This window comes from Paraburkholderia sp. BL9I2N2 (assembly GCF_004339745.1).
Classification (GTDB): Bacteria; Pseudomonadota; Gammaproteobacteria; order Burkholderiales; family Burkholderiaceae; genus Paraburkholderia.
In genome coordinates, this window is the sequence record NZ_SMGP01000002.1 from 1106248 (window position 1) to 1130898 (window position 24651).

A 24651-nucleotide genomic window follows, 5' to 3' on the forward strand; every position below is an offset into this window, starting at 1 on the left:
GTCTCCTCCGCACTTCGTCACGACGGGGGCCGGCGCCCAGCAAACAGGCGGCGCGGCCTCGCCGGTCCATCATACGCACTTTCTTTTTTCGATACAAATCATCTCGTTTTTTACAGCCCACGCGCCATTCTCATATCAGTGATGGTGGTGCCGGTATTCCAGCGTGTCCGGTTCGCTGAACCCGGCGCCCGTCTTGCGGACGCGCAGCAGATAAGCGAGAAGCAGCACGCCGAGGCTCGCGACCCCGAACCACAACGGCTGACGCTGCTCGGGAATGAACGCCATCGCCACCAGAATGCCGACCATGCCGATGATCGCGACCCACGTGAGATACGGGTAGCACCACATCCTGACGCGCAGTTTCTCTGGCGCATCCCGCTCGATGCGAGCTCGCAGTTTCAGTTGCGAGATCGCGATCAGCACGTAGACGAAAATCGCCACCGTGCCGTACGAATTCACGAGGAAGGCGAACACCGTATCCGGCGACACATACGACATCACCACCGACGCGTAGCCAAACACGGTGCCGATCAGAATCGCGCGCACCGGCACGCCGCGGCGATTGACCTTGGCGAGCGCGGCAGGCGCGTCGCCATGGCGCGTCAGCGCGAAGATCATCCGCGACGCGGCGTAGAGCCCCGAATTGAGCGCCGACAGCACCGCGGTGAGCACGATCGCGTTCATGACGCTGGCGGCGGCCGGAATACCCATGGCATCGAGCGCGCTGACGTACGGCGTCGCCATCTTCGGAGAGTTCCAGGGCACCAGCGCGACGACGAGCAGGATCGAGCCGACATAAAAAACCAGCACGCGCGTGATCACCGAGTTCGTCGCTTTGGCGACGGCCTTGGCGGGCTCCTGCGCTTCAGCCGCCGCGATCGTGACGATCTCCGCGCCGAAGTAAAAGCCCGTGGCCGCAACCGCTCCGCTCAGCACGGGTCCGATGCCCTTCGGCATCAAGCCGCCGTGCGAGAGCAGCGTCGGCAGCACGGCGGTGACGTGCTTCGCCGCGGGCCACAGTCCCAGCACATACATGCCGCCGAGAAACAGAAACACCATGATCGCCGCGACCTTGATCGACGCGAACCAGAACTCGAATTCGCCGTAACTGCCGACCGAGACCAGGTTGGTCGCCGTGAGCGTCACCAGCAATACGAGACTGATCGCCCACGCGGGAACATCTGGCAACCAGAACTGCACGAGCTTCGCGCCCGCCACGGCCTCCACCGCGACGACGATGACCCAGAAATACCAGTACATCCAGCCGGTCAGAAAGCCCGCGAGATTGCCGGAGGCGCGCTTGCCGCCGAACGCCAGCCGCGCGTATTCGTAGAACGAGCCGACGGCCGGCATCGCGCAGGCCATTTCGCCGAGCATCCGCATGACCAGCACGACCAGCGCGCCGGTGATCAGAAACGACAGCACCGCCGCGGGGCCGGCCTGTTGCACGACCACGCCGCTGCCGACGAAGAGCCCCGCGCCGATCACGCCGCCGAGCGCGATCATCGTCATGTGGCGCTGTTTGAGGCCCGCCTTCAATTCCGTTGTATCTGTAGATCGCTGCATGTCACCTCCACGTTCCGTTATCCGATCGCGGACCGGGCCGGCCTGCCATGCAGCCGCCCAGGTCCTGCCGTCTTCAAGACTGGATGAGGCGAGGACGCCCATGCGTCTCGCCCTATGATTTTTTATGAAGCACCGCGTAGCCTGGGCGCATGGTGCAAGTGTGCGCCGTTTGCGCCGTGCGCGCGGCAAGTTGCGAGTTCAGCGCCGCATGCGCGCGGGCGAATCTTCGCCCGCCACATCAGGGCTTTTCGTCGCGGCGGAAGTAAAGCTGATACAGCATCCGCTGGCCGATTCGCCGGAATGGCGCAAACGGGTGCCCCGGCAAGGGCGACGTGAAGATCGGCAGCGTCTGTTTCGCGCCCTTTCCCGCGATGCGTTCGGCGAGCCGCCGCCCGGCCTGCTGCGAATACGACACGCCGTTGCCGCCGTAGCCGAGCGCGTAGTACACCGTCTGCATCGGATCCGGTTGATACACGCGCGGCATCATGTCGTGGCTGACGTCCACCCAGCCCCACCATGAATAATCGATCGCGACGCCGCGCAAGGCCGGAAATTTGCGCAACATGCCTTCCACCAGCAGATCGTAGTGGCGCGAATTGGGCGCGTCGGCGCCGGTGATCGCGGAACGGCTGCCGATCTGCAAGCGGTTGTCAGGCAGGAAGCGATAGTAGAAGCGCAGCGTGCGTGTATCGGTGAGCACCTGGGTCGTGCGAAAGTTGCATGCGTCGATTTCCTGCTTCGTGAGCGGTCGCGTGACCATTGAATTCGACAGGATCGGCATGATGCGGCTGCGCAGCGAGTTGTGCAGCGTTTGCGCCGTATACGCGCCCGTTGCAATGCCGACCGCGCGCGCCCGCACGATACCGCCAGGTGTGCGCAAATGATGCACGCCATTGATCGTCTCCCAACCGAGCACGGGGCTCGCCGGATGCACCTTGGCGCCCGCTTCGCGGGCCAGCCGCAGATAGCCGAAGGCGAGCTTCAATGCATGAATGCCGATGCCTTCCGGCTCGTGCAGCGCGCCGGCCGCTTCGTGATCGTTGACGTACTCGCGCTGGAAGGTCTGCTTGTCGATCAGCTCGGACGGATAGCCGAACACGTCTTTCCAGACCTTGGCCTCGGCCGCCAGCTTCTGCATGATGCGCGGACGGTGCGCGATCAGAAAGTGGCCGCCGGGTTGCGGATCGCAATCGATCTCCGCGATCAACGACTTGAAGTTATCGAAACCTTCCTGAATCTCGTCGTGCATTTTCAACGCGACGTCTTTACCCCAACGTTCGATCCATTGGGAACGCGACAACCGGCCCGAGGCGTTCTGACCTTGCCCGCCGTTGCGGCTGCTGCAGCCCCAGCTCGTCTTGTTGGCTTCCAGCACGACCGCCTTGATGCCGTGCTCCCGCGCGAGACAAAGCGCCGTGGCGAGCCCGGTATAGCCGCCGCCGATGATCGCCACATCCACGTCGACATCCGCCGTGATCGGACCATCGTCTTCGGGCGGTGTGCCCGCGGTCGCGACCCAGTAGGTCGGCGCGTATTGCTTGCCCCAGCCCGGTCCCGGCGAGACCAGCGGGTCGTACGCCGGATCGTAGCGCGTGTCGTCTTCGCGGCCGGACGGCATGCCTTGCGCGACGCGTTCGATTTCACTGTGCTCCATGTGAAGCTCCCGATCAGCGTGCGAGGTTCTGCTTCGGACGTTCCTTGCGGAAGGCCCGCTTGACCGCGATGAGACCATCGCGGAACTCGAACAGGTCACAACCTTCCGCCTCGATACGCCAGCCTTCCGCGTGCGTTCCCGTGAACACCCACTCGGACACACCGCGTTCGCCGCTCACGTAGTGGCGGCCCTTGCCCCAATGCGCGTCGGGAAAGGTCTTGAAGACCGCTTCAAACGCCGCGCGGGTCGCGTCGCGGCCCACGAAGCGCGTGCCGAAGACTTCCGGACCGCCTGCTGCATCGAACACGCAATCGTCGGTCATGAAGGTCATCAACGCATCCGCGTCATGACGATTGAATGCATCGGAAAACGCGGCCAGCGTCTCGGCCGTGACGTGCTGCAGCGGGGTCTGTGTTTGAGCCATTGCTTTCTCCTCCTGGATGACTTTCGCTTTCGTTTCGATAAGGCATGAGACGCAGCCGGCGGCTGGCGATCCGTGAGGAAATTGTAGGCAGGGGGTCTGTCCGACGGGTAGGTCCAGTGAGGTGCTTTCGCCTGGTGCAGCGAGTACGGACGCGGGTTTCGCCGTATCCACGGCATTTGCTGAATTGGACTCATAGACTCCCGGCAACTGGCTCTATGGTTCTATTTTTTTGTTCGGCAACACTGAGGGTACTGGCCGTTATCTTCACCGATTGCCTGTCCTTGCGCGACTGCCAGAGCTGTTGGCCGCGCCTGTCCATGACTTCACGCTGCGAGGAGTTAAGGTGCTCAAACTGTTTATCGGACTCGGCATTCCCTATCTGGGCGTGGTCGGCCTGCTGCCGTGGGTGGCGTCCGTCGACCGCTTCGTATTGGGCGTGCCGTTCATCTACGCCTGGATCTTCGCGTGGTTCATCCTCACCTCCGGGTGCCTGATGATCTGCTGGCGCGTGTTCGACTGCCGCCACGACGAGTCTCACCCGCAAAACCGCTAAAGGAGTGTCCGGATGGCCACCGCAGTCTTTCTCGGCTTTCTCGCTTTCTCGCTCTACCTGGCGATCCGTTCGAAAAAGGGACGTGGTCCGCAAAGCGTGCATGACTTCTTCGTGGCGTCGCGGCAATTCGGCGCCTACCTCGTGTTCTTCCTCGCGGCCGGCGAGATCTACAGCATCGGCACGATGGTCGGCTTTCCGGGCGGCATCTATGCCAAAGGACCGACGTACGGCGTCTGGTTTCTCGGCTACATTCTGCTGGCCTATCCCGTCGGCTATTTCATCGGTCCGAAGATCTGGCAAGCCGGCAAGCGCTATAACGCGATCACCCTGCCCGATCTGTTCAAGGGACATTTTCAGAGCCGCTCGCTCGAACTGATCGTCGCGGGCTCGGCGATCGTCTTTCTGCTTCCGTGGGGGCAGTTGCAGTTCACCGGACTCGTGGCCGCATTGAACGGTCTCGGCTGGAACTTCAAACCGCTGTATCTGATCCTGTTTGCGGCGTTGCTCGCGTTCACCTATATCGCGATCGCCGGCGTGCGCGCATCGGCGTACATCGCCGTGCTGAAGGATATCCTGATGGTCGTCGCGATCGTCGTCACCGGTGTCGCTGTCTCGATGGAAGTCGGCGTGACCGACGTGTTTCATGCGGCCAGCCTGCATGTGAGCAACCGGATGAATTCGCACCAGTTGACCTTCTCGATGAGCACCATGCTGTTCCAGTCGCTCGGCTTCTACGTCATGCCGTTCGCGGTGCAGAACTTCTTTACCGCGAAAAGCGCGAACACCATTCGCCGCACGCAGGTCGCCATGCCGCTGTACATGCTGATGTATCCGTTTCTCGTGGTCGCGTCGTACTATGCGATCAGTCAGAACCTGCATCTCGCGTCGCCCAATGAAGCATTCTTCGCTGCCGCGATCCGGCTGTTGCCGGGCTGGCTGCTCGGGCTCGTCGCCGCCGGCGCGTCGCTCTCCGGCTTGCTCGTGCTGGCCGGCATCTGTCTCGCGATCGGCCCGATCGTCACACGCAATCTCCTGCCGGGCATGCCGGAAGCCCGCCAGAAGACGAGCGCGAAAGTGGTGATCGTGCTGTACCTGCTGGTGTCGATCGTGATGACGCTGCTCACGCCGAATCTGATGCTCACGCTGATCAACACCACGTATTACGGCGTGACGCAGTTCTTCCCCGGCGTGATGGTCGTGCTGTTCGGATTGCGCGTGCGGCCGTCCGCTATCGCGTCCGGCATGTTGACCGGGCAGGTTCTCGCGATCATCCTGTACGTATTGCAGATCGACCTGGGCGGATTCAATCTGGGACTGGTATGCCTCGGCGTGAATCTGCTGGTGCTGACGGCGGTGAACCTCACCGCGAAACCGAGCCGCGCGCACGCGCTCGGTTGAAACCGAGCTGAACGAACTTCAATCACTGCACTATGACTCGACGAGAAGAGCAGCACCCGACACAAGTGTTCGTTGCGAAGAAGATCGTGACGATGAATCCCATGCAACCCTATGCGACGCACGTCGCGATTCGCGACGGCAAGATCCTCTCGGTAGGCGGCGCTGACGACGTGAAGCAATGTGGCGACGCGGAAATCGTCGATACGTTCAGCGACAAAGTGCTGTTGCCCGGGTTTGTCGAAGGCCATTGCCATCTGATGGAAGGCGCGATGTGGGACGCAGTCTATGTCGGCTACTACGACCGCCGCGGCCCCGACGGCCGGCGCTGGCCCGGCCTGACGACGCTGGACGCCGTGATCGAGCGGCTGAAGGCGGCCCAGGCGGAGATGACCTCGGCCGATGCTCCGCTGCTCGCGTGGGGCTTCGATCCGATCTTCTTCGGCACCCAACGCCTGAGCGTGCGCGAACTCGACACGGTGTCGGCCAGGCGGCCCATCGTGATCCTGCATGCGAGCGTGCACCTGATGAACGTCAATTCGGCGATGCTGTCTCTCGCGGGCATCGACGAGGAAACGGATATCGACGGCATCGACAAGGACGAGAGCGGACAGCCGACCGGCGAGTTGCAGGAGTTCGCCGCGATGTTCCCGGTCTACCGCGTGATCGGCGCCGGCCTCTCGATCGCCGCGAGCGAAAGCACGAAGGCCATCTGGAATTTCGGCCGGGTCGCGCAACTCGCCGGCGTGACGACCGCGACCGACCTGGTCAATGACTTCTCCGAACTGGGCAACCGCAACCTGCGCGAAGTCACCGCCAACGAGGATTTTCCGGTGCGCATCGTGCCCGCCTTCGCACCGCAACGCAGTCCCGAAGGCGGCGCGCAACAGGTGCTCTCCGCGATGGAAACCGCGACGCCGAAGCTGCACTTCGGGCCCGTCAAGTTCATCGTCGACGGATCGATTCAGGGCTTCACCGCGCGCCTGAAATGGCCCGGCTATCTGAACGGCAAACCCAATGGCTTGTGGCTGATTCCGCCGAGCCAGTTCGTCGACGTGTTCACGCCGTTTCACGAAGCCGGCCTGCAACTGCACGTGCACACCAACGGCAACGAGGCGACCGAACTCGTGCTCGATGCCTTCGAGCGGCTTCTCACGCTCCATCCGCGACGCGATCATCGGCATACGCTGCAGCACTGCCAGATGGCGGACGCCAGCCAGCTCGCGCGGGCGGCGAGCCTCGGGCTGTGCATCAATTTCTTCTCGAACCACATCTACTACTGGGGCGACGCGCACTATACGCAAACCATGGGCGCGGATCGCGCGAATCGCATGAACGCGGCGGAGTCGGCGCGCCGCCTGGGCATTCCGTTCGCCTTTCATTCCGATGCGCCCATCACGCCGCTCAATCCGCTCTTCACCGCATGGTGCGCGTCGCAGCGCGAAACCGCGTCGGGCCGCGTGCTCGGCGCCAATGAACGCGTGCCGGTTGCCGACGCGTTGCGCGCGATCACACTCGGCGCAGCCTACACGCTCAAGATGGACCATCTGGTGGGCAGTATCGAAGTCGGTAAATTCGCGGACTTCGCGGTGCTTGCAGAAGACCCAGCCGAGGTCGCGCCGCAGCGTCTCAAGGATCTGGAAGTGTGGGGCACGGTACTCGGCGGACGCATCTTCCAGGCGCCAGTGGGATGAGTGCGATTCCGCTCGTCGTCATCGGCGGCTATCTCGGCGCGGGAAAGACGACACTGCTCAACCATATTCTGAGCAACGCCGGATCGCGGCGCATCACCGTGCTCGTCAACGACTTCGGTTCGATCAATATCGATGCTTCGCTGATTCGCCAGCGCACCGACGACGTAATCAATCTTGAGAATGGCTGCGTGTGCTGCTCGATCGGCGGCCGGCTGGTCGAAGCGCTGCTTGACGTGAGTTCGCGCAGCGACGCGCCCGATCTGCTGATCATCGAGGCGAGCGGTGTGTCCGACCCGGTGCGTATTGCGCAGATCGGCTTGCTCGATCGCGCGTTTCGTCTGGACGGCATCGTCGTGCTGGTGGACGCGGAACGCGTCGAAGAGACGCTGGCCGATCCTTATGTCGGCGACATCGCGCAGCGGCAGATTGCGGGTGCCACGGCCATCGTGCTGAACAAGATGGATCTGCTCAGCAAGCCTTCGCGCGAGGCGGTCAAAGCGCGCGTCGAAGCGCTTGCGAATAGCCGTGTCATCGTGCAAGCGACGCACGCAGCCGTGCCGCTCGGTCTGATCTTCGACCGGCATGTGCTGCCCGCGCGCAACACCGGCGCACTGCCGCTCTGCGCCTCTCCCACGCCGCGCGATTTGTGCAGCTTTTCGTTTACCACCGACGCGTGCCTGAGCCGCAAGAAGCTGAAGGAAGCGCTGCGGAGTTTTTCGGCGAAGCTGCTGCGCGCGAAAGGCTTCGTGCGCCTGGAAAGCGACGGCGCGTTGCATGAGTTGCATGTGGTCGGCAATCGCGTCGTGCTCAGCGCGTCGTCGGCCCGCGCTTGCGCGGAATCGCAGATCGTTCTGATCGGCATGTTCGATCGCGAAGACGAGTTGCACGCGCGAGCGGCGCTCAAGGCCGCTGAAATCGGGCAATGATCTCGGGCCACTGACCCGAATGCCGGAAAGCTAACGCCGCAACTCCGAAACAATCTTCTCCGCCAGAAAATCGCACGGCGGACGATTCGAAGCCGAGCTGCGCGCGAGCACCATTTCCAGCGCGGTGATCTCGGGCAAGCCGTGCGCACGTCCAAGCAGCGTGAAGTGTGCCGGCACCGCGCATCTCGCGAGCGGAACAATCGCCAACCCCGCTTCGGCCATCGACAGCAGGCCCAGCAGACTCGGACTTTCATACGAGGTGCGGTAGGGAATCTTCGCCCGCTCCAGGCTGCGAATCGCGTTCTCCCGCGCGACGCTGCCCGGCAGGAACACGGCGATCGGCAATGGCCGCTCGCGCCATATTTCATCTGCACTCGGCGCCGCCGCCCATTCCATCGGCTCGAGCCGGATGAATTCGCCTGACAAGCCCTTGACCCGCGTTGCGCATACGAGATCGACCGAGCCGTCCTTCACCATCGGCGCGAGTGCGACGCTCGGCAAACCGACGACCTGAATCTCCACCTTCGGATAGGTCGCGGAAAACTTCTTGAGGATCGGCGGCAGCAGCGACGACGCGTAGTCGTCCGGCACGCCGATGCTCACGCGCCCGGTCACGTCCGGCCGGACCACCGCCGCCCACGCCTCGTCGCGCAATGCGAGCATGCGGCGAGCGTACGTCAGCAGCACTTCGCCGTCCTGCGTCGGGACCACGTTTCTCGGCTTGCGCACGAACAGCGGCTTGCCCAGCGCGGTCTCGAGCGTCTTGATCTGCATGCTCACCGCCGATTGCGAACGATGCACGACTTCCGCCGCCCGGCTGATGTTGCCGGTGTCGGCGACGGCGACGATCATGGTCATCACGTCCAGGTCGAGGGCTTTCAATGGGTCTGGTATCAGAAAAGTAGATAGATTCGATCAATATTACGCGATTTTCTAAAGTAACGACATGGGGCATAGTGGCCGCAAAGGAGCCAGTCCATGAACGCTCGTACCGACCTCTCAGTGCTTGCCGTACCCGAACTGTCGTTTGCGACCATTGCATCGGGCATCTGCGTGCCGTACGTCGAGTGCGGAGAAGGCGAGCCGCTCGTGTTCGTGCACGGCTCGCTGTGCGACTATCGCTACTGGAATGCCCAGACCGCCGCGCTCTCGCAGCATTTCCGCTGCATCTCCGTGAGCCTGAGCCACTACTGGCCGGCGAGCGAGGCGTGCATCCAGGGCGAGTTCGGCTGGCAGACGCACGTCGCCGAGCTGGCCGAGTTCATCGAGGCGATCGACCTCGGGGCCGTCCATCTGGTCGGCCATTCGCGTGGCGGCTGCGTGGCGTTTCATGTCGCGCGCGACTATCCGCGGCTCGTGAAGACGCTGACGCTCGCGGACCCGGGCGGTCCGCTGCAGATCGACGGCATGCCGGACGCGACGCTGCCGGCCACGACCAATGTGCTGCGTGCGCGCGTCGCTGAACTCATCGAGAGCCAGCAGATCGACGCGGGTCTGGAGCTTTTCGTCGATTCGGTGAGCGTGCCCGGATCGTGGCGCAAGAGCCCGGTTGCATTCCGCACCATGGCGATCGACAACGCAGGCACGCTGCCCAAGCAGCTCCGCGATCCGTTGCCCGCTTATTCCCGCGAAACCGCGCGCGGCGTGCAGTGCCGGACGCTGCTGATCGACGGGCAGCGCAGCCCGCGCATGTTCCGCAACAACGTCGAAAAGCTCGCGGAATGGATCGACTATGCGGAGCGTCAAACCATCGCCGGCGCGTCGCACGGCATGAATGTGTCGAACGCCGGCGCTTTCAACCGGCTCGTGCAGGCATTCGTCAGCTTCTGATTCCGGCGTTTCGGTTCAGCATTCGGCATTCAGCATTCGCGGCAGATCGCCGGGAAGGTCAGAGGTCGAAGGTGCCGCGATATTGCTCGTCGGCATCCGAACGCGTATTGATTTCGACGAGCACGCCGCCGGGTACCTCGCAGAAAAATCGCGAGCCGCGTTCATGCTTGAAGACGCCGGTTTTCATCACGACACCCGCGGCGGCCATCCGCTCGTAAAGCCCGCGAACCTCGTCGAGGGACGCCAGTTCGAAGCCGATGTGAAAGTTGTGAGGCCATTGCACCGGATGGTCGGCGGCATCGATCACGATGTCGAATCCGGGGCGTTTCAGAAACCAGCTCGTCCCTCGCGCGGCAACCGTACAGCCTAGATGGTCCTCGAAGAAGGTGGCGGTGGCACGCACATCGGATGAAGGGAAGCTCACGTGATTGAGCTTCATGGCGGTCGTGATATCGGTCATGTCGATCTCCGTTGAATCGGATCGCTCGTTGCGTTCCGTACGGAGGATATTACGAGTAAAAGCTCACATTCAATACTCGCATCACCGTGCTCGTGCCATGGGTCGCGCAGGCCCGCGCCACGGGCGTTTCCGGCTGTGCGATGCTAGCGTGTGCGTGGCTTGCCCGCGTTTCGTGCCGGTTGCTGCGACTACCTCGCTTCCAGGAGATGCTTGCGCTGTCGGGGTAGACGACCGGTTGGGATTGCTTCGTGATTGTCCGGTCGACACGACTGTTGCGTTGGTACTATCGTCTTGATCAAGCATGCACACGTCGCTTGATCGAGCGGCCCGGCTCGCACCGAGCGCGTTCGCGTCGCTTTGAGTATGCTTGTGCATGACGCTTCACGGCGCGGCCTTCAACTTGCTGACGCACCGGGAAGTCTTCGACCACCCTGACACGTAAAGGAGTCTCGAATGTCGATTGAAAAAGTCTTGTACCGTGCTCATGCGCACGTCACCGGCGGGCGCGACGGGCGTGCGACGGTTCCCGAGAGCAACCTCGATCTCAAGCTGACCACGCCGAAGGAGCTCGGCGGCGGAGGCGGCGACGGAACCAACCCCGAGCAGCTCTTCGCGGCGGGATATAGCGCGTGCTTCATCGGCGCGTTGAGGGCGGTCAGCGCGCGCGAGAAGATCACGTTGCCAAAGGACGTCGCCATTGACGGCAGCGTCGGCATCGGACAGATTCCCAATGGCTTCGGCATCGAAGTCGAACTGAAAATCTCGCTGCCGGGCATGGACCGCGCAGAGGCGCAAGCGCTGATCGACAAGGCGCATGTGGTCTGTCCTTATTCGAACGCGACGCGCAACAACATCGACGTCAAGCTGACGCTGGTCTAAACGGCACGTCAACACGCGCTTTTTTGTGCAAGCAGCGGATGCCGTGTCGCGTAGAGCGGCACGGCATCCGCTGCATTCTTTCGTCGTCCTCGATCGGGTGACAGAATTGTCACTTGCCAAGCAATCAGACCACCACCCGATCCTTGTCGTGGAACTGCTGCATCCAGTAAGGATAAGGCAGGTGCGGCTGCGAAACCTGATTCAGACGTTCGGTCTGCGCCGCGTTCAACGCGATCTGCTGAGCGTCGAGGTTAGCGGCGAGTTGCTCTGGCGTGCGCGCGCCCACAATGACAGAACAGACTTCACGGCGTGCCAGAATCCACGCCAATGCCACCTGAGCGGGCGACGCGTTCAACTCCGCAGCGATGTCGCACACTACGCGAACGATAGGATCCGCCTTTGCGGGATCGATCGGCGGAAAATTCAGCCTGGTCCGACGCCCGGTTTCGCCGCTGCTTCCCTGCGTGTACTTACCGCTCAGGTATCCTCCCGCGAGCGGACTCCACACCATAAGCGCAACATCGTTCGCCTTTGCCACGGGCGCGATCTCATGCTCGACGTCGCGGCTCGTCAGCGCATAGTGAACCTGATTGCTGACAATGCGAGCCCAGTGCGTGCGGGCGGTAATGCCCTGTGCACGCTCCAGGTCGCCCGCGCTGAAGTTGCAGACCCCGAGGTGGCGCACCTTGCCCTGCCTCACCAGGTCGTCGAGAGCACGCAGCGTTTCTTCCAGCGGAACGAGTTCATCGCGGTCGTGCAACTGAAACAGGTCGATATGATCCCGGCCGATACGCCGAAGACTCGTTTCCACCGACCGCATGATGTGCGAGCGGCCGAGCCCGACGTCGTTGTGGCCGGCTCCTGTGCGCAGCCGGACTTTGGTCGCGACCAGCATGCGCGATTCGTCGAGTCCAAGATCGGCCAGCGCCTGACCGACGACCGCTTCAGATTGCCCTTGCGAATAGGCGTCAGCGGTATCGATCAGATTGATACCGCGCTCGACGGCCATCGCGACAAGCCGCGTGGCCTGGGCACGGTCGAGGCCGGCAATTTCGCCCCAGATGCCGGTACCGGCGCCAAAGGTCATGGCGCCAAGACAAAGACGCGAAATGCGCAGCCCAGACCTGCCGAGTGTGCTGTATTCCATAGCGAATCCCTTGATATGAATCCCTCGATGAACGATGAGCGCGGAGCACCCGGCGACGCGGCATCCTGCACGCGTCACCGGATGCGCCCGCGTTAGCCCGCCTGCGAGACGAGGTCGCGCAGAACGGTTTCCAGTTCCACCTCGCCCTTGACGACGTCGGCTGGATCACCCTCGAAGGCGATCCAGCCTTCATTGAACCCGTCGAGCATGCGCATACGCGGCAATGGGTCCTTCGTACCTTGGGAGCGGAACAGCTCGCCCCATGTTTTGCGCGGCACCACCTCCGCCCGAACCGGACGACCCAGCACCCGGGCAAACGCCTCGGCCAGATCGTTCGGGCTCACACGCTGCGGCCCTTCCAATTCGACGACACGCGCGCCTCGCCACGCTTGCTGAAGCAGTTGCGCGGCAACGCGACCAACGTCCGCGGTCGCGACCATCGGCACGGCCTTGTCGAGCGGCTGCAAAAAGCTGGAGATGATCCCGTTGTCGCGGGCCGGCGCGACGTCCCATGCGGCGTTTTCCATGAACCAGCCGGGACGCAGGAATGTCACGGGCATCGGTAAATCGCGCAGCGCCTGCTCCATCAGCGTACGTTGCGTAAGCAGATTGGTCTCGGTGGCCTGCGCGCCGATCGTCGACAGGCAGACCACCTTGCCCGGTGCCGCCGACTGAAGCGCTTCGCGCACGGCGTCAATGACAGCACGTGCCTCGGGAAAGCCCGGCAACGGATCGAACTCGGACGGCGGCAGAATGAACACGCCTTGCGTGCCCTCGAAAGCGGCGGCAAGGGACGCCGCGTCGTCCATCTCGGCTGTCACCACTTCACACCCGCGCTCAGCCCACGAACGTGCCCGGGCGGCATCGCGTACCACCGCGCGTACCGGCTGGCCCGCGGCGAGCAACGTGCGCGCCACCGCGCCGCCGACCTTTCCTGTTATCCCTGTGATTGCATACATTGCAGCTTCTCCTTGCATAGATAGATGTGTGCCGCTCCGTGAGCGGGGCTCACGCGCGTTGCAAACCGTGATACAGCCCCTGCTCGAACTGACCGTACAGATCCACCACACGAGGGTCGTAGAACGGCAGAATCTGCGTGAACAGCGTGCCGGCTACCTTCCTGACCGGATCGACCCAGAAATAGCTGTTCAGCAGGCCCGCCCAGCTGATGCTGCCCGCGCTGCGGCCATGCGGACCCGGCTGTGTGTTGATGTCGAAGGAGAGCCCCCACTTGTGAGGCGTCCCGGGAAACTGATCGAAGCTGTTAGACCACGCCGGCTGCGCCGTTTTCATTTCGGTTACCTGAAGATCTCCGATCTGATTCTGGAACATCGTCGCCACGGTGTCGGCACGCAGGATTCGCTCGCCGCGGTACGTCCCACCGTTCATCAGCATCTGGAGAAGCGCCATGTAATCGCGCGGCGTGCTGAATGCACCGCCGCCGCCCATGAAGAACTCGGGCCGCTGGTTGATCTCGAACGGCGCGGGCTTGAGCGATCCGTCGGGTTGCCGGTTGTGCATTGTCGCGACGCGCTGCTTCTGTGCGCCGCTGATCAGAAATCCCGAATTGCTCATGCCGAGCGGCGCGAAAATGTGCTCCCGGAAGTAGACCTCCAGCGACTGGTCCGTCACTGCCTCGACCAGCTTGCCCACCCAATCCATGCCGATGCCGTATTGCCAGCGCTCGCCGGGTTCGAACTCCAGCGGTGCCTTGAACGCGCCGTTCATCGAGTAGCCGATATCCGGCATGCCGGTCACCTTTTCGTACCGGCTGATGTTTTCGCTCCAGATGCTGTACGTGAAGCCAGACGTGTGAGTCAGCAGATGACGCACGGTTATCGCGTTTCGTGCAGGACGCAGTTTCGGCTGTCCGGATGCATCGAAGCCGTCCAGCACCTGCGGCGACTTCAGTTCCGGAAGGATCTCGCCTGCGGGCTGGTCGAGCCGAAGCCGGCCCTGCTCGATGAGTTGCATGCAGGCCGTGGCGGTGATCGCCTTGGTCATCGATAGCAGCCAGAACACCGTGTCGGGCGTCATTGCCGTACCGGCCTGGGGATTGGCATGGCCTGATGCGCCTTCGTAGACGAGGCCGCGCTGCGTGGCGCCCATCGCCACCACACCGGCTACGGTGCCATTGTCGACAGCCTCCCGCAAGGAAAGGTCGATCGAGGCAAAGGCAGGGTTGCGCACCAGAATGCGATTACGCGCCTGACGCACCTGCGCGGCCTCGGTTTCGATGCTGGTCAATCCGCCCACTGCGGCGACGGCCAGCAGGCCGGATGCTCGCTTCAACAGATCGCGGCGGGTGAGTTGAACGGTCATCTCCTACTCCCTGGAAATTGGAATGAACAATGATGGGTGTGATGTGCCGATCAGCGATGTGCGTAAAGCGAGTCGAACGGTGCATTCGCGGGGGCCGCCGCTGCGGTGACGCGGTTGCCCGAAGCGGACGAGCCGCTGCGCACACCGCCCACACTGCTGCCGATGATCGACTCGGCGCCCTTCTGCGAGGCCACAGCCGCTTCGGCTGCCTGAATGTCGGCGGGGTAATGCGGATCATTGGCGCGGCCGGGCCGGTAGCCCACGCTTTCCAGTTGCGCAAGCTCTGCGCGCACCTGCGCACGAGTGACAATCGAGCTGGATTCCTGCGCGTATCCAGCCACAGGGAAGGCGATGGCGGCCGCGATGGCAAGCGTGAGATGACGGGTATTCATGGCAATGCTCCTTTGAATCGCTGAGGTTGAAACGACCTGTTGGGATGCATTGTGGGCAAACGCGATGAGAAACTAAATGACACGAATGACACTTGTGAAGTGACTGCTGGTTACTAATGAGTCATAGTGCGGTTTTTGACGCACGGTGCAGGGCCGGCCGATAACGGCTTGGCATTCGACTGAACGTCTTCCGACCATTAAATGACCAGGATGCAGCGCCCATGAGATCGTCCAGCGAGAATCTCTCCAGCGGTATCAGCGTATTTGCCGCCGTCGTCGATGCGGGAACGTTCGCAGCCGCGTCCGAATTGATGGGTATGTCGCCTCCCGGGGTTAGCCGGGCAATCGCTCGACTCGAAAGGCGGTTGAAAACACGGCTCTTCAATCGGACGACCCGCGCCGTGTCCCTGACTGAAGCGGGCCGGCGGTTCTACGAGCAGGTCATGCCGCACTTGAGGGGCATGGAGGAAGCCGCCGCGGCCGCGGCGGGAGGCGCCGCGACCGTGCGCGGGAAGCTGCGAATCAATCTTGACCCGGTCTTTTCGCGGATCATTCTGGGTCCGAAGCTCGACGAATTCATGGATGCGCATCCTGAACTCGAACTCGAGTTCATTGCGAGAGATCAACTCGGCGACCTCGTCATGGACGGCTTCGATCTGGCCTTGCGCTTCGGCGAACCTCGCTCATCCAGTCTGATCGCGCGAAAGCTCCTCGACACCGCGGTTGTCACCGTCGCATCTCCCTCGTACCTCGCTCGCCGGGGGCGGCCGGTGGAGCCTCAAGAGCTGAGTCGCGGGGAGCACAGGTGTTTGGAATTCCGGAACCCGGATACCGGAAAGCCGTATCCGTGGGAGTTTCATCGCAAGCGCAAAAAGCTCGTTGTCGAAACGAATGGTCGGCTTACGGTGAATGATCCGAGCGCACTCCTCAACGCGTGTCTGGCTGGCGCCGGCGTCGCGCAGATGCTGCTGCTTGGAGCCGAGCCCCTGATCCGGGAGGGCCGGCTCGTCATCCTGTTTCCAGACTGGCCGGATGAGCGCTTCCCGCTCTATGCGTACCATCCGTCGCGGCACCACATGCCGGCCAAGGCAAGGGTATTTCTTGACTTTATCGTCGCTTTGACGAGTACGAGTTAGCAAGTCGAAATAGTCCCATTCGTTCAGATTTTTTCAGCCGACGCTCGACGTTAGCGGTCAAAGCGAATACCTTTTACCTCACGCTTAAGAACACTTAAGGAATCTGGAAGGACGTTCAGTCCGCGCTAGCCTATGATCGCTCGATCCAGGCGAGAACAAGGAGGCGCGTGTGAAATTAAGGGCAACGACCGCGGATTTTGGACTGCTGTATTTACGAGTGACCGCGAGCCTGCTCGTCCTCGTAGTTCACGGCTTGCCGAAAGCCATGCACTACGCGAGCCAGGCAGCGGCGATCGAAGATCCGTTTCACCTGGGTCGAACCGTGTCGATTACATTCGCGATCTTCGCGGAAGTCATCTGTCCGCCGCTGATGATCCTCGGGATCGCGACGCGACTCGCTGCGTTGCCGATCCTCATCGTCACGGTGGTCGCGCTGGCCTTCGTCCATCGCGACTGGTCGCTGGCGGAAGGACAGTTCGCGTGGATGCTGCTCATTCTGTTCGGCACGATCGCGCTTGCCGGGCCGGGCCAGATCCGTTTTGGCGGCCGAGCGGAGCAGCGCGACGGAACAGCCCGGCAGTAAGCATCGCGTTTTCCACTTGTGCCGTTTTCCTCGCGCATCGCCGCTTCACGGCCCCAACAATTTTTTCAGCCGTGCCTCTTCGAAATCGAGTTCCGATTCGATCCGGTGCAAGGTCTTGTCCTTGATCCGGTTCTCGTCGTGCAACTGAAGCAGCGCCGCGCGGCCCGCCTGGACCGCTCGCAGCCCGAGGTTCAGGCGCGTCAGCCGCAAGTGCACGAGCGTTTCGCCGCCCGTGTGCGCACGCACGTTGCTGTCGATACGGTAGCTGTATTCGTCGATCAGCCGCAGCACCACGTCTTCGTTGCCTTTGCATTGCGCGAGGTCGATCTGCTTCAGCGCGTCCAGCGACGCCTGAAACGTGAGGGATCGGGCCTGATATTGCGTGAGATATTTCGATTCGGCGGACGCGCGAGCATCGTTGAAACCGACCAGGCGCGCGAGCGGCGCCAGCGTCAGACCTTGCACGAGGACCGTCACGAAGATCACCGCGAATGTCGAGAAAATTAGCAGATCGCGGTCGGCCAGCGACTCGGGCAGCGCCAGTGCAGCGGCGAGACTCACAACGCCGCGCATTCCGGCCCAACCGAGGATAGTCGCCTGCTTGAGGTCCGTTCTGGGCTGGGTGTCACGCGCGCGCGAGAGGAGATATTCGGGCAACGCGATCGCCGCCATCACCCAGACGAACCGCGCGACGATCACAACCGCGACCGTGACGCCGGCCACCACCCACACACGCTCGGGCAGCCACCACGAGAACGTTCGTCCCGCATCGAGCTTTGCCAGCGTACCGGGCAGCGACACGCCGATCAGGATGAACACGAGCGCTTCCAGCACGAAGACGACGACGTCCCACGTGCCCGTGGTTTTCAGCCGCGTGGTCGCGTCGAGTGTCATGTGCTGGCACAGTCCAACGATCAGGCCGCACACCACCACCGACAGCACACCAGAGCCATGCAGGCGTTCACCGAGCAGATACGCGGCCCACGCAGCGAGGAAGGTCAGCACGACGGCCAGATGCGTGTCTTCGAGCCAGCCGAGCAGCTTGATCGTTGCCCAGCCGATGAGCGCGCCCGTTGCGATGCCGACGAGCGAAAGCGTCGAAAAGGTGAGGACGGCGCCGCTCGCGCTGAAGGTGCCCGCCGCCAGCGCAACCAGCGCGAAGCGATAGATCACGAGCCCTGACGCGTCGTTGACGAGGCTTTCGCCCTCGAGCACGGTGACCAGCCGCTCCGGCAACGGCAACTCGCCGAGCAGGGCTTTGGCCGCCACCGCATCGGGCGGCGACACGATCGCGCCGAGGGCGACGCACGCGGCCCACGGCAACTGTGGATCGACCCAATGGACGGCGCACCCGACGCACGCAGTCGTGAAAATCACCGACCCGAGCGCCAGCGACGCGATTGGTGCCGTCTCGCGGCGAAACTCTCGCCAGGCGGTATAGAACGCACTGGACATCAGCAGCGGCGGAATCAGCACGACCATGATGACGTCGGGGTCGAACGCAACGACGGGCGCATCGGTTGCGAAGCCGATCGCCGCACCGCCGACCAGCAACACGGCAGCCGAAGGCAGATTGAAACGGCTGGCAATGAACGATAGCACGCACGCGCCGAGCAGTACGAGAAGCAGGCCTTCGAAGAATACGATGTGGTTCATCAGTGGGCGCTCAAGGGTGCGGTGGCGGCCGGCTGTTGCCGAAACCGTTATGCTTGCATATCGTAATGTACAAACATTTTCAGCCGCCCATGAAGCCCGCCTTTGCAAGCCGGCTAGACTTCGGCGTTATTCCCTCAGCGCCGCGATCATAATCGTCCATGCAGGAAAGTCGGAACCGCCTAGCGCACCGGCCGTCACGGCTCGTAGTTGGATTCGGCCGCGCATTCTCCGCGCAAAACCTCGACGAAGGCCTGCTGCACCGCCGTGCCCAGCCAGTCGGTGCGCACGGTATAGCCGACCGCCCGGCTTGCCTCGGGCGTCTCCAGTTCCAGCGCCACCAGCTCGCGTCCCGGATAGGCGTCGCGGATCTGCGCACGGGATAGCAGTGTGATGCAATCGCTCTCCATCAGCATCGCGAGCATCATTGCGAGCGAACTGGTCTCGAGCACCAGAGGCGGCTTGACGGGCAACTGCCCGAAAATCGAATCGATCACCGCGCGTCGCGGCACGTTGCGCTGAGGCATGACCCAGTCGTAGTCGGCGAGATCGAGGAGCCCGACGGTTTTCCGTTTGGCCAGTCGATGCCCCTTGCGCACAGCCACGACGTAAGGATCGGCAAACAGTTCGGTCTCCTGCACGGAGCCCGTGAGGCGAGGCTCGCGCAAACCACCGACAATGATGTCGATCATGCCGCTGCGCAATTCGTGCAGCAAAAGCGCATGGGAACCCTCTTCGACCGTGACGCGCGCGGCGGGATAGCGCTCGCGCAGCCGTTGAATGGCGCGCGCGACGAGCCGCGACGGCAGCAACGGCAAGACGCCGATCGCCACCTTCCCGGTGAGCTGCCCGCGGGCGTATGCCAGATCCTCCCCTGCCTGCGCGATCTCGTAGAGCGCGAGACTCAGACAGCGCGCGAATTCGATCCCCGCGGCGTTCGCCGACACGCTGTGCACGCGCCGCCGGTAAAGCGACACGCCGACGTTCTGCTCGATTTGCCGCGCGGCCCGATGCACCGCCGGCTGTGAAATGCCCAACGACAACGCGGCCTCCGCCGCGGACCCCGCGTTGGCGATGGCGATATGACAGCGCACCTGCGCGTCGGTCAGACGGCGGCAAATCTTGGCCGCGTTTGCCGCCGATTGGCCGCTCAGGCTCGTCACGGCACGCTCCATCTGATCGAGCATGCGGCGCACGCGCCGCTGCAGGATCGCGCCCTCTCCCGTCAATTCGCTGCCGCCGAAACCGCGCTCGAACAGTTGGCCGCCAAAGCTCGCTTCCAGCTTGCTAATGGCGACGCTCACCGCCGGCTGCGTGCGCCCCGCGCGGACCGCCGCCTGCCCGATTCCGCCGGCTTCGCACACCGCGTCGAACAGGAAGAGACGCCTCAATCGCGCCAGATCGTCGTCCGCCGATGCATGTTCGACAGCCTTCATCGCCCCTCCAAACCGGCTATGTGAAAACCCTTAGCTTAACGTAAATTTATGGGCTGGGCCTCACTTCGTATTGAGGGCTCCGGCCACATCGCGCTTACAGTAACGCTCATTCCATTAGAAAGTTTTCAGTCAGGAGCGCCTTCATGTCCGTCGTCATCGACACGCACACTCACGCAATTTCCCCAGATAAACAACGTTATCCACTCGCGCCGGTCGGCGGCCATCAATCGGAGTGGTCGGCGAAACGTCCGGTCAGTTTCGAAGGTCTGCTCGCCTCGATGGACGAAGCCGGCATCGACCGCGCGGTGGTGGTGCAAGCTTCGACGGTATACGGCAACGACAATAGTTATGTGGTCGAAGCGGTGCGCAGCCATGCGGATCGTTTCGCGGGCGTATTTTCGATCGACGTGCTGGCAAGCGACGCCGTCACGCAAATGCAGCGCTGGCTCGACGCGGGCCTCTCGGGCCTGCGCCTTTTCACCACCGGCAGCACGATGCCCGGCCAGGCAGGCTGGCTCGACGACGAGCGCTCGTTCCCGGTATGGGACTACGCGCAGCGCCACAACGTGTCGATCTGCCTGCAGATGACCGCGCAAGGCATTCCCGCGCTCGTGAACATGCTCTCGCGCTTTCCGGACATCCGCGTCCTGCTCGATCACCTCGCACGTCCCGAACTCGCTGGCGGCCCGCCGTACGAAGCAGCGGCACCGCTCTTCAGCCTCGCGTCGCATCAGGGGGTGTTCCTGAAGCTCACGAATCGCACGATCGTCGAAGCCTCGCGTGGCGCGTCGACGCCCGCCGCATTCTTCCCGCGCGTGCTCGACGCATTCGGCGCTAATCGCATTGCGTGGGGCTCGAACTTTCCCGCTGCCGAAGGCGCGCTGCCGCAACTGCTCGCCGAGGCCCGCGAGAGCCTGTCGATGCTGCCCGCCGACGCGCGCGAAGCGATTTTCGGCGGCACCGCGCGTGCGGTTTATCCGGCACTCGCCGCTTGATATCTTCACCTCGAACGAAACAGGAAAACCCGATTGTGAGCACCTCCACACAACCGCTGCGCCTGAAGACCGCGCTGAAAACCTATCCGCACACGCGGGCGCTGAAAGCCGGCGAGCTGACTGACCCGGCCGTCGAGTTGCTGTTCGAGGACGTCGAGCCGATTCATCGTGCGTTCGCGCCGATGGCGCGCCGTCAGGCGTACGACGTCAGCGAACTGGCGATCGTCACGTATCTGCAGGCGAAGGCCTATGGCAAGCCGGTGGTGCTCGTGCCCACTGTCGTGGCCGCGCGCTTTCAGCAAGGCTGCATTATTTATAATGCGGAGCGGGGCAAACTCGATGTCGGCAGTCTCGCAGGCAAGAAGGTGGGCGTGCGCGCCTACTCGCAGACCACCGGCATGTGGGTACGCGCCATTCTCGGGCAAACCTATGGCGTGCCGCTCGAACAGATCGAATGGGTGACAATCGAAGGCGCGCATCTGGAAGAGTATGCCGACCCCGTTTTCGCGCAGCGCGCCGCCCCCGGCAAGCAACTGCTGCCGATGCTTCGCGCGGGCGAGATCGATGCCGCCATTCTCGGCAACGATCTGCCGGACGAGCCTGAATTCAAACCGCTGATCGGCAATGCGGCCGCCGCCGACCGCGAGTGGTACACGCTTCATCGTTACGTGCCGATCAATCACGTCGTGGTGGTGACGCAAGCGCTGGCCGATTCGAATCCGCAAGCCGTGCGTGCCGTGTACGACCTGCTGAGCCGCGGCAAGGCATTGGCCGCCGCAGAGAACGCCGCGGAAAACGCCAACAAGCCGGACAAACTGCTATTCGGCTACGACGCACTGCGCGGGCCGCTTGAAGAAACCCTTGCGTTCTGCGAGCAGCAACAGCTGTTGCCACGCAAGCTGACCGTCGACGAGATCTTCGCCGACAGCCTCGACATTCTGGGCGACGCCGCACGCTGACACAGCATTCGTCCGTTTCACGATTTTTGAGCGAACCCAAGTTCGCCGCAGTTTGTTAAGGAGACACCATGAGCTTGCCCGGCAAGTCCACCGCCGCGAAACCCAGGGAACGTCAGCCGTTCTATCTCGACCTGTCGTTCCAGGTGTTGGCTGGCATGGCGCTAGGTATCGCCACGGGTTACTTCTTTCCGAAGTTCGGCATCGATCTGCAACCCGTGGGCGACGCCTTTATCCGCGTCATCCAGATGCTGATCGGTCCGATCATTTTTTGCACCGTATGCAGCGGCATCGCGGGCGTCAACGACTTCAAGAAAGTTGGCCGCGTGGCGATCAAGGCGCTCTTCTACTTTGAAGTGGTGACCTCGCTCGCCCTGGTGCTGGGCCTCGTGGTCATCAATGTGCTCAAGCCCGGTGTCGGCATGAACGTGGACATGCATAGCGTGCACTCCGCCGCCGTCGATACGTACGTCGCCAACGCGCATCACGTCGTCACGACGAGCGAATTCCTGCTGAACGTGATTCCGCACACGGCGATCAGCGCGTTCGCCGGCGGCGACGTGCTGCAGGTGCTGTTCTTCTCGGTACTGTTCGCATTCGGCCTCGCCGCAATCGGCGAGCGTGCGCAGCCGGCGTTGAATCTGATCGACTCGGTGTCGGGCTCGCTCTTCTGGATCATCGGCTTGACGATGAAAATCGCGCCGCTCGCCGCGTTCGGCGCGATCGCCTTCACGGTCAGCAAGTTCGGTTTCGGCACGCTGATCTCGCTCGGCAAACTCGTGCTCGAGTTCTATCTGACCTGCGCGCTGTTCTTCTTGCTGATTCTCTGGCCGATCGCGAAAGTCAACGGCTTCAGCCTGCTGCGTTTGATGCGCTATATCGGCGCGGAGTTGCTGCTGGTGATCGGTACGAGTTCGTCGGAGACGGTCTTCCCGCAATTGATCGACAAGCTCGAACGGCTCGGCTGCGAAAAATCGGTGGTCGGTCTGGTGCTGCCGACGGCGTACTCGTTCAATCACGACGGCACGTGCCTGTATTTCGCCGCAGCCGCCGTGTTCCTCGCCCAAGCCACCAACACGCCGATGAACTGGCACGATCAACTGGTACTGCTCGCCGTCTTGCTGCTCACGTCGAAGGGCGCGGCAGGCGTATCCGGTGCGGCGATTGCCGTGCTGGCGGCGACCCTCGCCGCATCGAACACGATTCCGGTCGAATCGATCGCCCTGATTCTCGGCATTCACAAGGCCATGTCCAGCGGATTCGTGTTCACCAACATCGTCGGCAATAGCGTGGCGACCATCGTGGTGGCGAACTGGGAGAAGGCGCTCGACCGCGGCGCGCTGCGCCGTGAACTGAAAACCGGCTTCAAGCCGGCTCCGCCTTCGCCGGGGCGCCTCAATCGGACGAGCAGCGGCCACGCAGGCAATTAGCCACGAATGTCCGCAAGGCCGGCGGCACCGATGAGTGAGCTCCGCCGGTCCGATGAAATCGAAAACCGGATCTGAAAGCATAACTTTTATTTAGTCATACGAATCGTATGGCGTGGCCCTGCCATTGCCAACGGTTCCACACAACGACATTAGATCGGAGACGTACTATGAAAACAAAGGTTTGGAGAACCATTGGGGCTGGACTGTCGGCAGCGGCCGGCACGCTGGGCGCCATGTCCGCACACGCGCAATCGAGCGTCCAGCTATACGGCACGGTAGACGGTGGCGTGCGTTACCAGACGAATGCGGCAAAAGGCGGCGGCACGGTGGTGACCATGAATTCGAACGGCTACTACAGTTCGAACAAACTCGGCTTCCTGGGAAAGGAAGACCTGGGTGACGGCTGGAACGCGCACTTCCAGTTGGAGAGCGGCTTCAACCTCGGCAACGGGCAGTTCGACAATACCACCGGCGTCGAATTCAACCGGCAGGCATTCGTCGGCATTGGCAATTCGAAGTACGGGTCGATCGACCTCGGCCGCCAGTACACGATTTCGCACGACATCATCAGTATCTACGATCCGTTCGGTTTTCACTTCACGCCGATTCTGCCGTTGACCACGGCCTCGGACGGCACGCGCAACAACAACGCCGTCAAGTACAAGAATGTCTTCGGGCCATTGCTGTTCGAAGTAGACAACTCGTTCGGCGGTGTGCCGGGAAATTTCAGCAGTGGAGCGACGCGTTCAGTCGGCATGAGCTATAGCGCCGGTCCGGCGAGCCTCGGCGGCGTGTACGGGCATCGCAACATACTGACCGGGACGACCTACATCGGCGACAGCTATTACATGGCCGGTGCCGCCTACAAAATCGGCCCGGTGCGGGTGTCGGGCGGCTTCATGTCCGAAGACCTGCAGAATCCGGCCGCACCGCACCAGGTGACCAACAACGCCTTCGGCGGCATTTCATGGACCATCAGCCCGGACATGATTTTCGACGGCGGCTACTACCAGACCACCGTGTCGAACGACAAGGCCAGCCGCCGCGGCCTGTCGATCGTTTCGCTCGCCTATCTGCTGTCCAAGCGCACCACGCTCTACGGCGAAGTCGATTACACCTCGTACAAGCACGCGGTGGTCAGCACGCTGAACCCAGCCGGCGCGTCGAGTCAGACGGCCGTCACCGTCGGCATCGACGTGCTGTTCTAGTACGTCGAACTC

At 62.7% G+C, this 24651-nt stretch carries 23 protein-coding genes; 12 read left to right on the forward strand and 11 right to left on the reverse strand.

Annotated features, from left to right (window positions below; all coding sequences use genetic code 11):
- Window positions 1–135: 135 nt before the first annotated feature.
- From B0G74_RS26845 to B0G74_RS26855, 3 genes are all read right to left on the reverse strand, one after another.
- The gene (locus tag B0G74_RS26845; protein WP_132377990.1) at window positions 136–1566 is read right to left on the reverse strand and encodes an amino acid permease; all 1431 of its coding nucleotides are present in this window, start codon (window positions 1564–1566) and stop codon (window positions 136–138) included.
- A 238-nt stretch (window positions 1567–1804) separates the two neighbouring features.
- Window positions 1805–3220 (reverse strand): FAD-binding oxidoreductase, encoded by a 1416-nt coding sequence (locus tag B0G74_RS26850; RefSeq protein WP_207915704.1) that lies wholly within the window; start codon window positions 3218–3220, stop codon window positions 1805–1807.
- Window positions 3221–3233: 13 nt separating this feature from the next.
- Complete coding sequence (locus tag B0G74_RS26855) at window positions 3234–3644, reverse strand: nuclear transport factor 2 family protein (protein WP_132377992.1); 411 nt, start codon at window positions 3642–3644, stop codon at window positions 3234–3236.
- A 343-nt stretch (window positions 3645–3987) separates the two neighbouring features.
- Here B0G74_RS26855 and B0G74_RS26860 point away from each other — a divergent pair, with 343 nt between their 5' ends.
- From B0G74_RS26860 to B0G74_RS26875, 4 genes are read left to right on the forward strand one after another with little or no spacing between them, the layout of a single operon-like run.
- Window positions 3988–4197 carry a DUF3311 domain-containing protein gene (locus B0G74_RS26860; RefSeq protein WP_106300676.1) on the forward strand — a complete coding sequence of 70 codons (210 nt, stop codon included), beginning with the start codon at window positions 3988–3990 and terminating at the stop codon, window positions 4195–4197.
- A gap of 12 nt (window positions 4198–4209) precedes the next feature.
- On the forward strand, window positions 4210–5595 hold the full coding sequence (locus B0G74_RS26865) for a sodium:solute symporter family protein (RefSeq protein WP_132377994.1): 1386 nt from the start codon (window positions 4210–4212) through the stop codon (window positions 5593–5595).
- Between the two features lie 32 nt (window positions 5596–5627).
- The gene (locus tag B0G74_RS26870; RefSeq protein WP_132377996.1) at window positions 5628–7286 is read left to right on the forward strand and encodes an amidohydrolase; all 1659 of its coding nucleotides are present in this window, start codon (window positions 5628–5630) and stop codon (window positions 7284–7286) included.
- Entirely contained in the window at window positions 7283–8212 is a 930-nt protein-coding gene (locus B0G74_RS26875; protein ID WP_132377998.1) for a GTP-binding protein, read from the forward strand. Before B0G74_RS26870 ends, B0G74_RS26875 begins: the two co-directional genes overlap by 4 nt.
- 30 nt (window positions 8213–8242) lie before the next feature.
- Here B0G74_RS26875 and B0G74_RS26880 read toward each other — a convergent pair whose 3' ends face one another.
- The gene (locus B0G74_RS26880; RefSeq protein WP_207915731.1) at window positions 8243–9064 is read right to left on the reverse strand and encodes a LysR substrate-binding domain-containing protein; all 822 of its coding nucleotides are present in this window, start codon (window positions 9062–9064) and stop codon (window positions 8243–8245) included.
- A gap of 126 nt (window positions 9065–9190) precedes the next feature.
- Between B0G74_RS26880 and B0G74_RS26885 the strand changes: the two genes are divergently transcribed.
- Window positions 9191–10042 (forward strand): alpha/beta hydrolase, encoded by an 852-nt coding sequence (locus B0G74_RS26885; protein ID WP_132378000.1) that lies wholly within the window; start codon window positions 9191–9193, stop codon window positions 10040–10042.
- A gap of 58 nt (window positions 10043–10100) precedes the next feature.
- Here B0G74_RS26885 and B0G74_RS26890 read toward each other — a convergent pair whose 3' ends face one another.
- On the reverse strand, window positions 10101–10502 hold the full coding sequence (locus B0G74_RS26890; RefSeq protein ID WP_207915705.1) for a VOC family protein: 402 nt from the start codon (window positions 10500–10502) through the stop codon (window positions 10101–10103).
- A gap of 453 nt (window positions 10503–10955) precedes the next feature.
- Between B0G74_RS26890 and B0G74_RS26895 the strand changes: the two genes are divergently transcribed.
- Window positions 10956–11381, forward strand: coding sequence for an organic hydroperoxide resistance protein (locus B0G74_RS26895; protein ID WP_132378002.1), 426 nt, complete (start codon window positions 10956–10958; stop codon window positions 11379–11381).
- A 124-nt stretch (window positions 11382–11505) separates the two neighbouring features.
- On the opposite strand, the gene B0G74_RS26900 is transcribed toward B0G74_RS26895, so the two are convergent.
- The 4 genes from B0G74_RS26900 to B0G74_RS26915 form a co-directional block, all read right to left on the reverse strand.
- The gene (locus B0G74_RS26900; protein ID WP_132378004.1) at window positions 11506–12528 is read right to left on the reverse strand and encodes an aldo/keto reductase; all 1023 of its coding nucleotides are present in this window, start codon (window positions 12526–12528) and stop codon (window positions 11506–11508) included.
- Between the two features lie 92 nt (window positions 12529–12620).
- On the reverse strand, window positions 12621–13487 hold the full coding sequence (locus tag B0G74_RS26905; protein ID WP_132378006.1) for an NmrA family NAD(P)-binding protein: 867 nt from the start codon (window positions 13485–13487) through the stop codon (window positions 12621–12623).
- A gap of 49 nt (window positions 13488–13536) precedes the next feature.
- Complete coding sequence (locus B0G74_RS26910; protein ID WP_132378008.1) at window positions 13537–14850, reverse strand: serine hydrolase domain-containing protein; 1314 nt, start codon at window positions 14848–14850, stop codon at window positions 13537–13539.
- Window positions 14851–14900: 50 nt separating this feature from the next.
- On the reverse strand, window positions 14901–15242 hold the full coding sequence (locus tag B0G74_RS26915) for a DUF4148 domain-containing protein (RefSeq protein WP_132378010.1): 342 nt from the start codon (window positions 15240–15242) through the stop codon (window positions 14901–14903).
- Window positions 15243–15463: 221 nt separating this feature from the next.
- On the opposite strand from B0G74_RS26915, the gene B0G74_RS26920 reads away from it, so the two are divergent.
- On the forward strand, window positions 15464–16378 hold the full coding sequence (locus B0G74_RS26920) for a LysR family transcriptional regulator (protein ID WP_132378012.1): 915 nt from the start codon (window positions 15464–15466) through the stop codon (window positions 16376–16378).
- Window positions 16379–16547: 169 nt separating this feature from the next.
- Window positions 16548–16961 carry a DoxX family protein gene (locus B0G74_RS26925; protein WP_132378014.1) on the forward strand — a complete coding sequence of 138 codons (414 nt, stop codon included), beginning with the start codon at window positions 16548–16550 and terminating at the stop codon, window positions 16959–16961.
- Between the two features lie 45 nt (window positions 16962–17006).
- On the opposite strand, the gene B0G74_RS26930 is transcribed toward B0G74_RS26925, so the two are convergent.
- On the reverse strand, window positions 17007–18617 hold the full coding sequence (locus tag B0G74_RS26930; protein WP_132378016.1) for a Na+/H+ antiporter: 1611 nt from the start codon (window positions 18615–18617) through the stop codon (window positions 17007–17009).
- 194 nt (window positions 18618–18811) lie between these two features.
- Window positions 18812–20050, reverse strand: a complete 1239-nt coding sequence (locus B0G74_RS26935; protein WP_132378018.1) for a LysR family transcriptional regulator — start codon at window positions 20048–20050, stop codon at window positions 18812–18814.
- A gap of 143 nt (window positions 20051–20193) precedes the next feature.
- Between B0G74_RS26935 and B0G74_RS26940 the strand changes: the two genes are divergently transcribed.
- The 4 genes from B0G74_RS26940 to B0G74_RS26955 all read left to right on the forward strand — a co-directional run bounded on the left by B0G74_RS26940 (window position 20194) and on the right by B0G74_RS26955 (window position 24639).
- Window positions 20194–21045, forward strand: a complete 852-nt coding sequence (locus tag B0G74_RS26940) for an amidohydrolase family protein (protein WP_132378020.1) — start codon at window positions 20194–20196, stop codon at window positions 21043–21045.
- 35 nt (window positions 21046–21080) lie between these two features.
- Window positions 21081–22004, forward strand: coding sequence for a hypothetical protein (locus tag B0G74_RS26945; RefSeq protein WP_132378022.1), 924 nt, complete (start codon window positions 21081–21083; stop codon window positions 22002–22004).
- A 68-nt stretch (window positions 22005–22072) separates the two neighbouring features.
- Complete coding sequence (dctA, locus tag B0G74_RS26950) at window positions 22073–23431, forward strand: C4-dicarboxylate transporter DctA (protein ID WP_132378024.1); 1359 nt, start codon at window positions 22073–22075, stop codon at window positions 23429–23431.
- A 167-nt stretch (window positions 23432–23598) separates the two neighbouring features.
- Window positions 23599–24639: a porin gene (locus B0G74_RS26955; protein WP_132378026.1), complete on the forward strand. Its 1041-nt coding sequence runs from the start codon at window positions 23599–23601 to the stop codon at window positions 24637–24639.
- Window positions 24640–24651 lie beyond the last annotated feature (12 nt).

Bases quoted from the DNA above. Each gene is read 5' to 3' on its own strand.
- B0G74_RS26845 (WP_132377990.1), bottom strand. From the start codon at position 1,566: ATGCAGCGATCTACAGATACAACGGAATTGAAGGCGGGCCTCAAACAG.
- B0G74_RS26850 (WP_207915704.1), bottom strand. From the start codon at position 3,220: ATGGAGCACAGTGAAATCGAACGCGTCGCGCAAGGCATGCCGTCCGGC.
- B0G74_RS26855 (WP_132377992.1), bottom strand. From the start codon at position 3,644: ATGGCTCAAACACAGACCCCGCTGCAGCACGTCACGGCCGAGACGCTG.
- B0G74_RS26865 (WP_132377994.1), top strand. From the start codon at position 4,210: ATGGCCACCGCAGTCTTTCTCGGCTTTCTCGCTTTCTCGCTCTACCTG.
- B0G74_RS26870 (WP_132377996.1), top strand. From the start codon at position 5,628: ATGACTCGACGAGAAGAGCAGCACCCGACACAAGTGTTCGTTGCGAAG.
- B0G74_RS26875 (WP_132377998.1), top strand. From the start codon at position 7,283: ATGAGTGCGATTCCGCTCGTCGTCATCGGCGGCTATCTCGGCGCGGGA.
- B0G74_RS26880 (WP_207915731.1), bottom strand. From the start codon at position 9,064: ATGATCGTCGCCGTCGCCGACACCGGCAACATCAGCCGGGCGGCGGAA.
- B0G74_RS26885 (WP_132378000.1), top strand. From the start codon at position 9,191: ATGAACGCTCGTACCGACCTCTCAGTGCTTGCCGTACCCGAACTGTCG.
- B0G74_RS26890 (WP_207915705.1), bottom strand. From the start codon at position 10,502: ATGACCGATATCACGACCGCCATGAAGCTCAATCACGTGAGCTTCCCT.
- B0G74_RS26895 (WP_132378002.1), top strand. From the start codon at position 10,956: ATGTCGATTGAAAAAGTCTTGTACCGTGCTCATGCGCACGTCACCGGC.
- B0G74_RS26900 (WP_132378004.1), bottom strand. From the start codon at position 12,528: ATGGAATACAGCACACTCGGCAGGTCTGGGCTGCGCATTTCGCGTCTT.
- B0G74_RS26905 (WP_132378006.1), bottom strand. From the start codon at position 13,487: ATGTATGCAATCACAGGGATAACAGGAAAGGTCGGCGGCGCGGTGGCG.
- B0G74_RS26910 (WP_132378008.1), bottom strand. From the start codon at position 14,850: ATGACCGTTCAACTCACCCGCCGCGATCTGTTGAAGCGAGCATCCGGC.
- B0G74_RS26915 (WP_132378010.1), bottom strand. From the start codon at position 15,242: ATGAATACCCGTCATCTCACGCTTGCCATCGCGGCCGCCATCGCCTTC.
- B0G74_RS26920 (WP_132378012.1), top strand. From the start codon at position 15,464: ATGAGATCGTCCAGCGAGAATCTCTCCAGCGGTATCAGCGTATTTGCC.
- B0G74_RS26930 (WP_132378016.1), bottom strand. From the start codon at position 18,617: ATGAACCACATCGTATTCTTCGAAGGCCTGCTTCTCGTACTGCTCGGC.
- B0G74_RS26935 (WP_132378018.1), bottom strand. From the start codon at position 20,050: ATGAAGGCTGTCGAACATGCATCGGCGGACGACGATCTGGCGCGATTG.
- B0G74_RS26940 (WP_132378020.1), top strand. From the start codon at position 20,194: ATGTCCGTCGTCATCGACACGCACACTCACGCAATTTCCCCAGATAAA.
- dctA (WP_132378024.1), top strand. From the start codon at position 22,073: ATGAGCTTGCCCGGCAAGTCCACCGCCGCGAAACCCAGGGAACGTCAG.
- B0G74_RS26955 (WP_132378026.1), top strand. From the start codon at position 23,599: ATGAAAACAAAGGTTTGGAGAACCATTGGGGCTGGACTGTCGGCAGCG.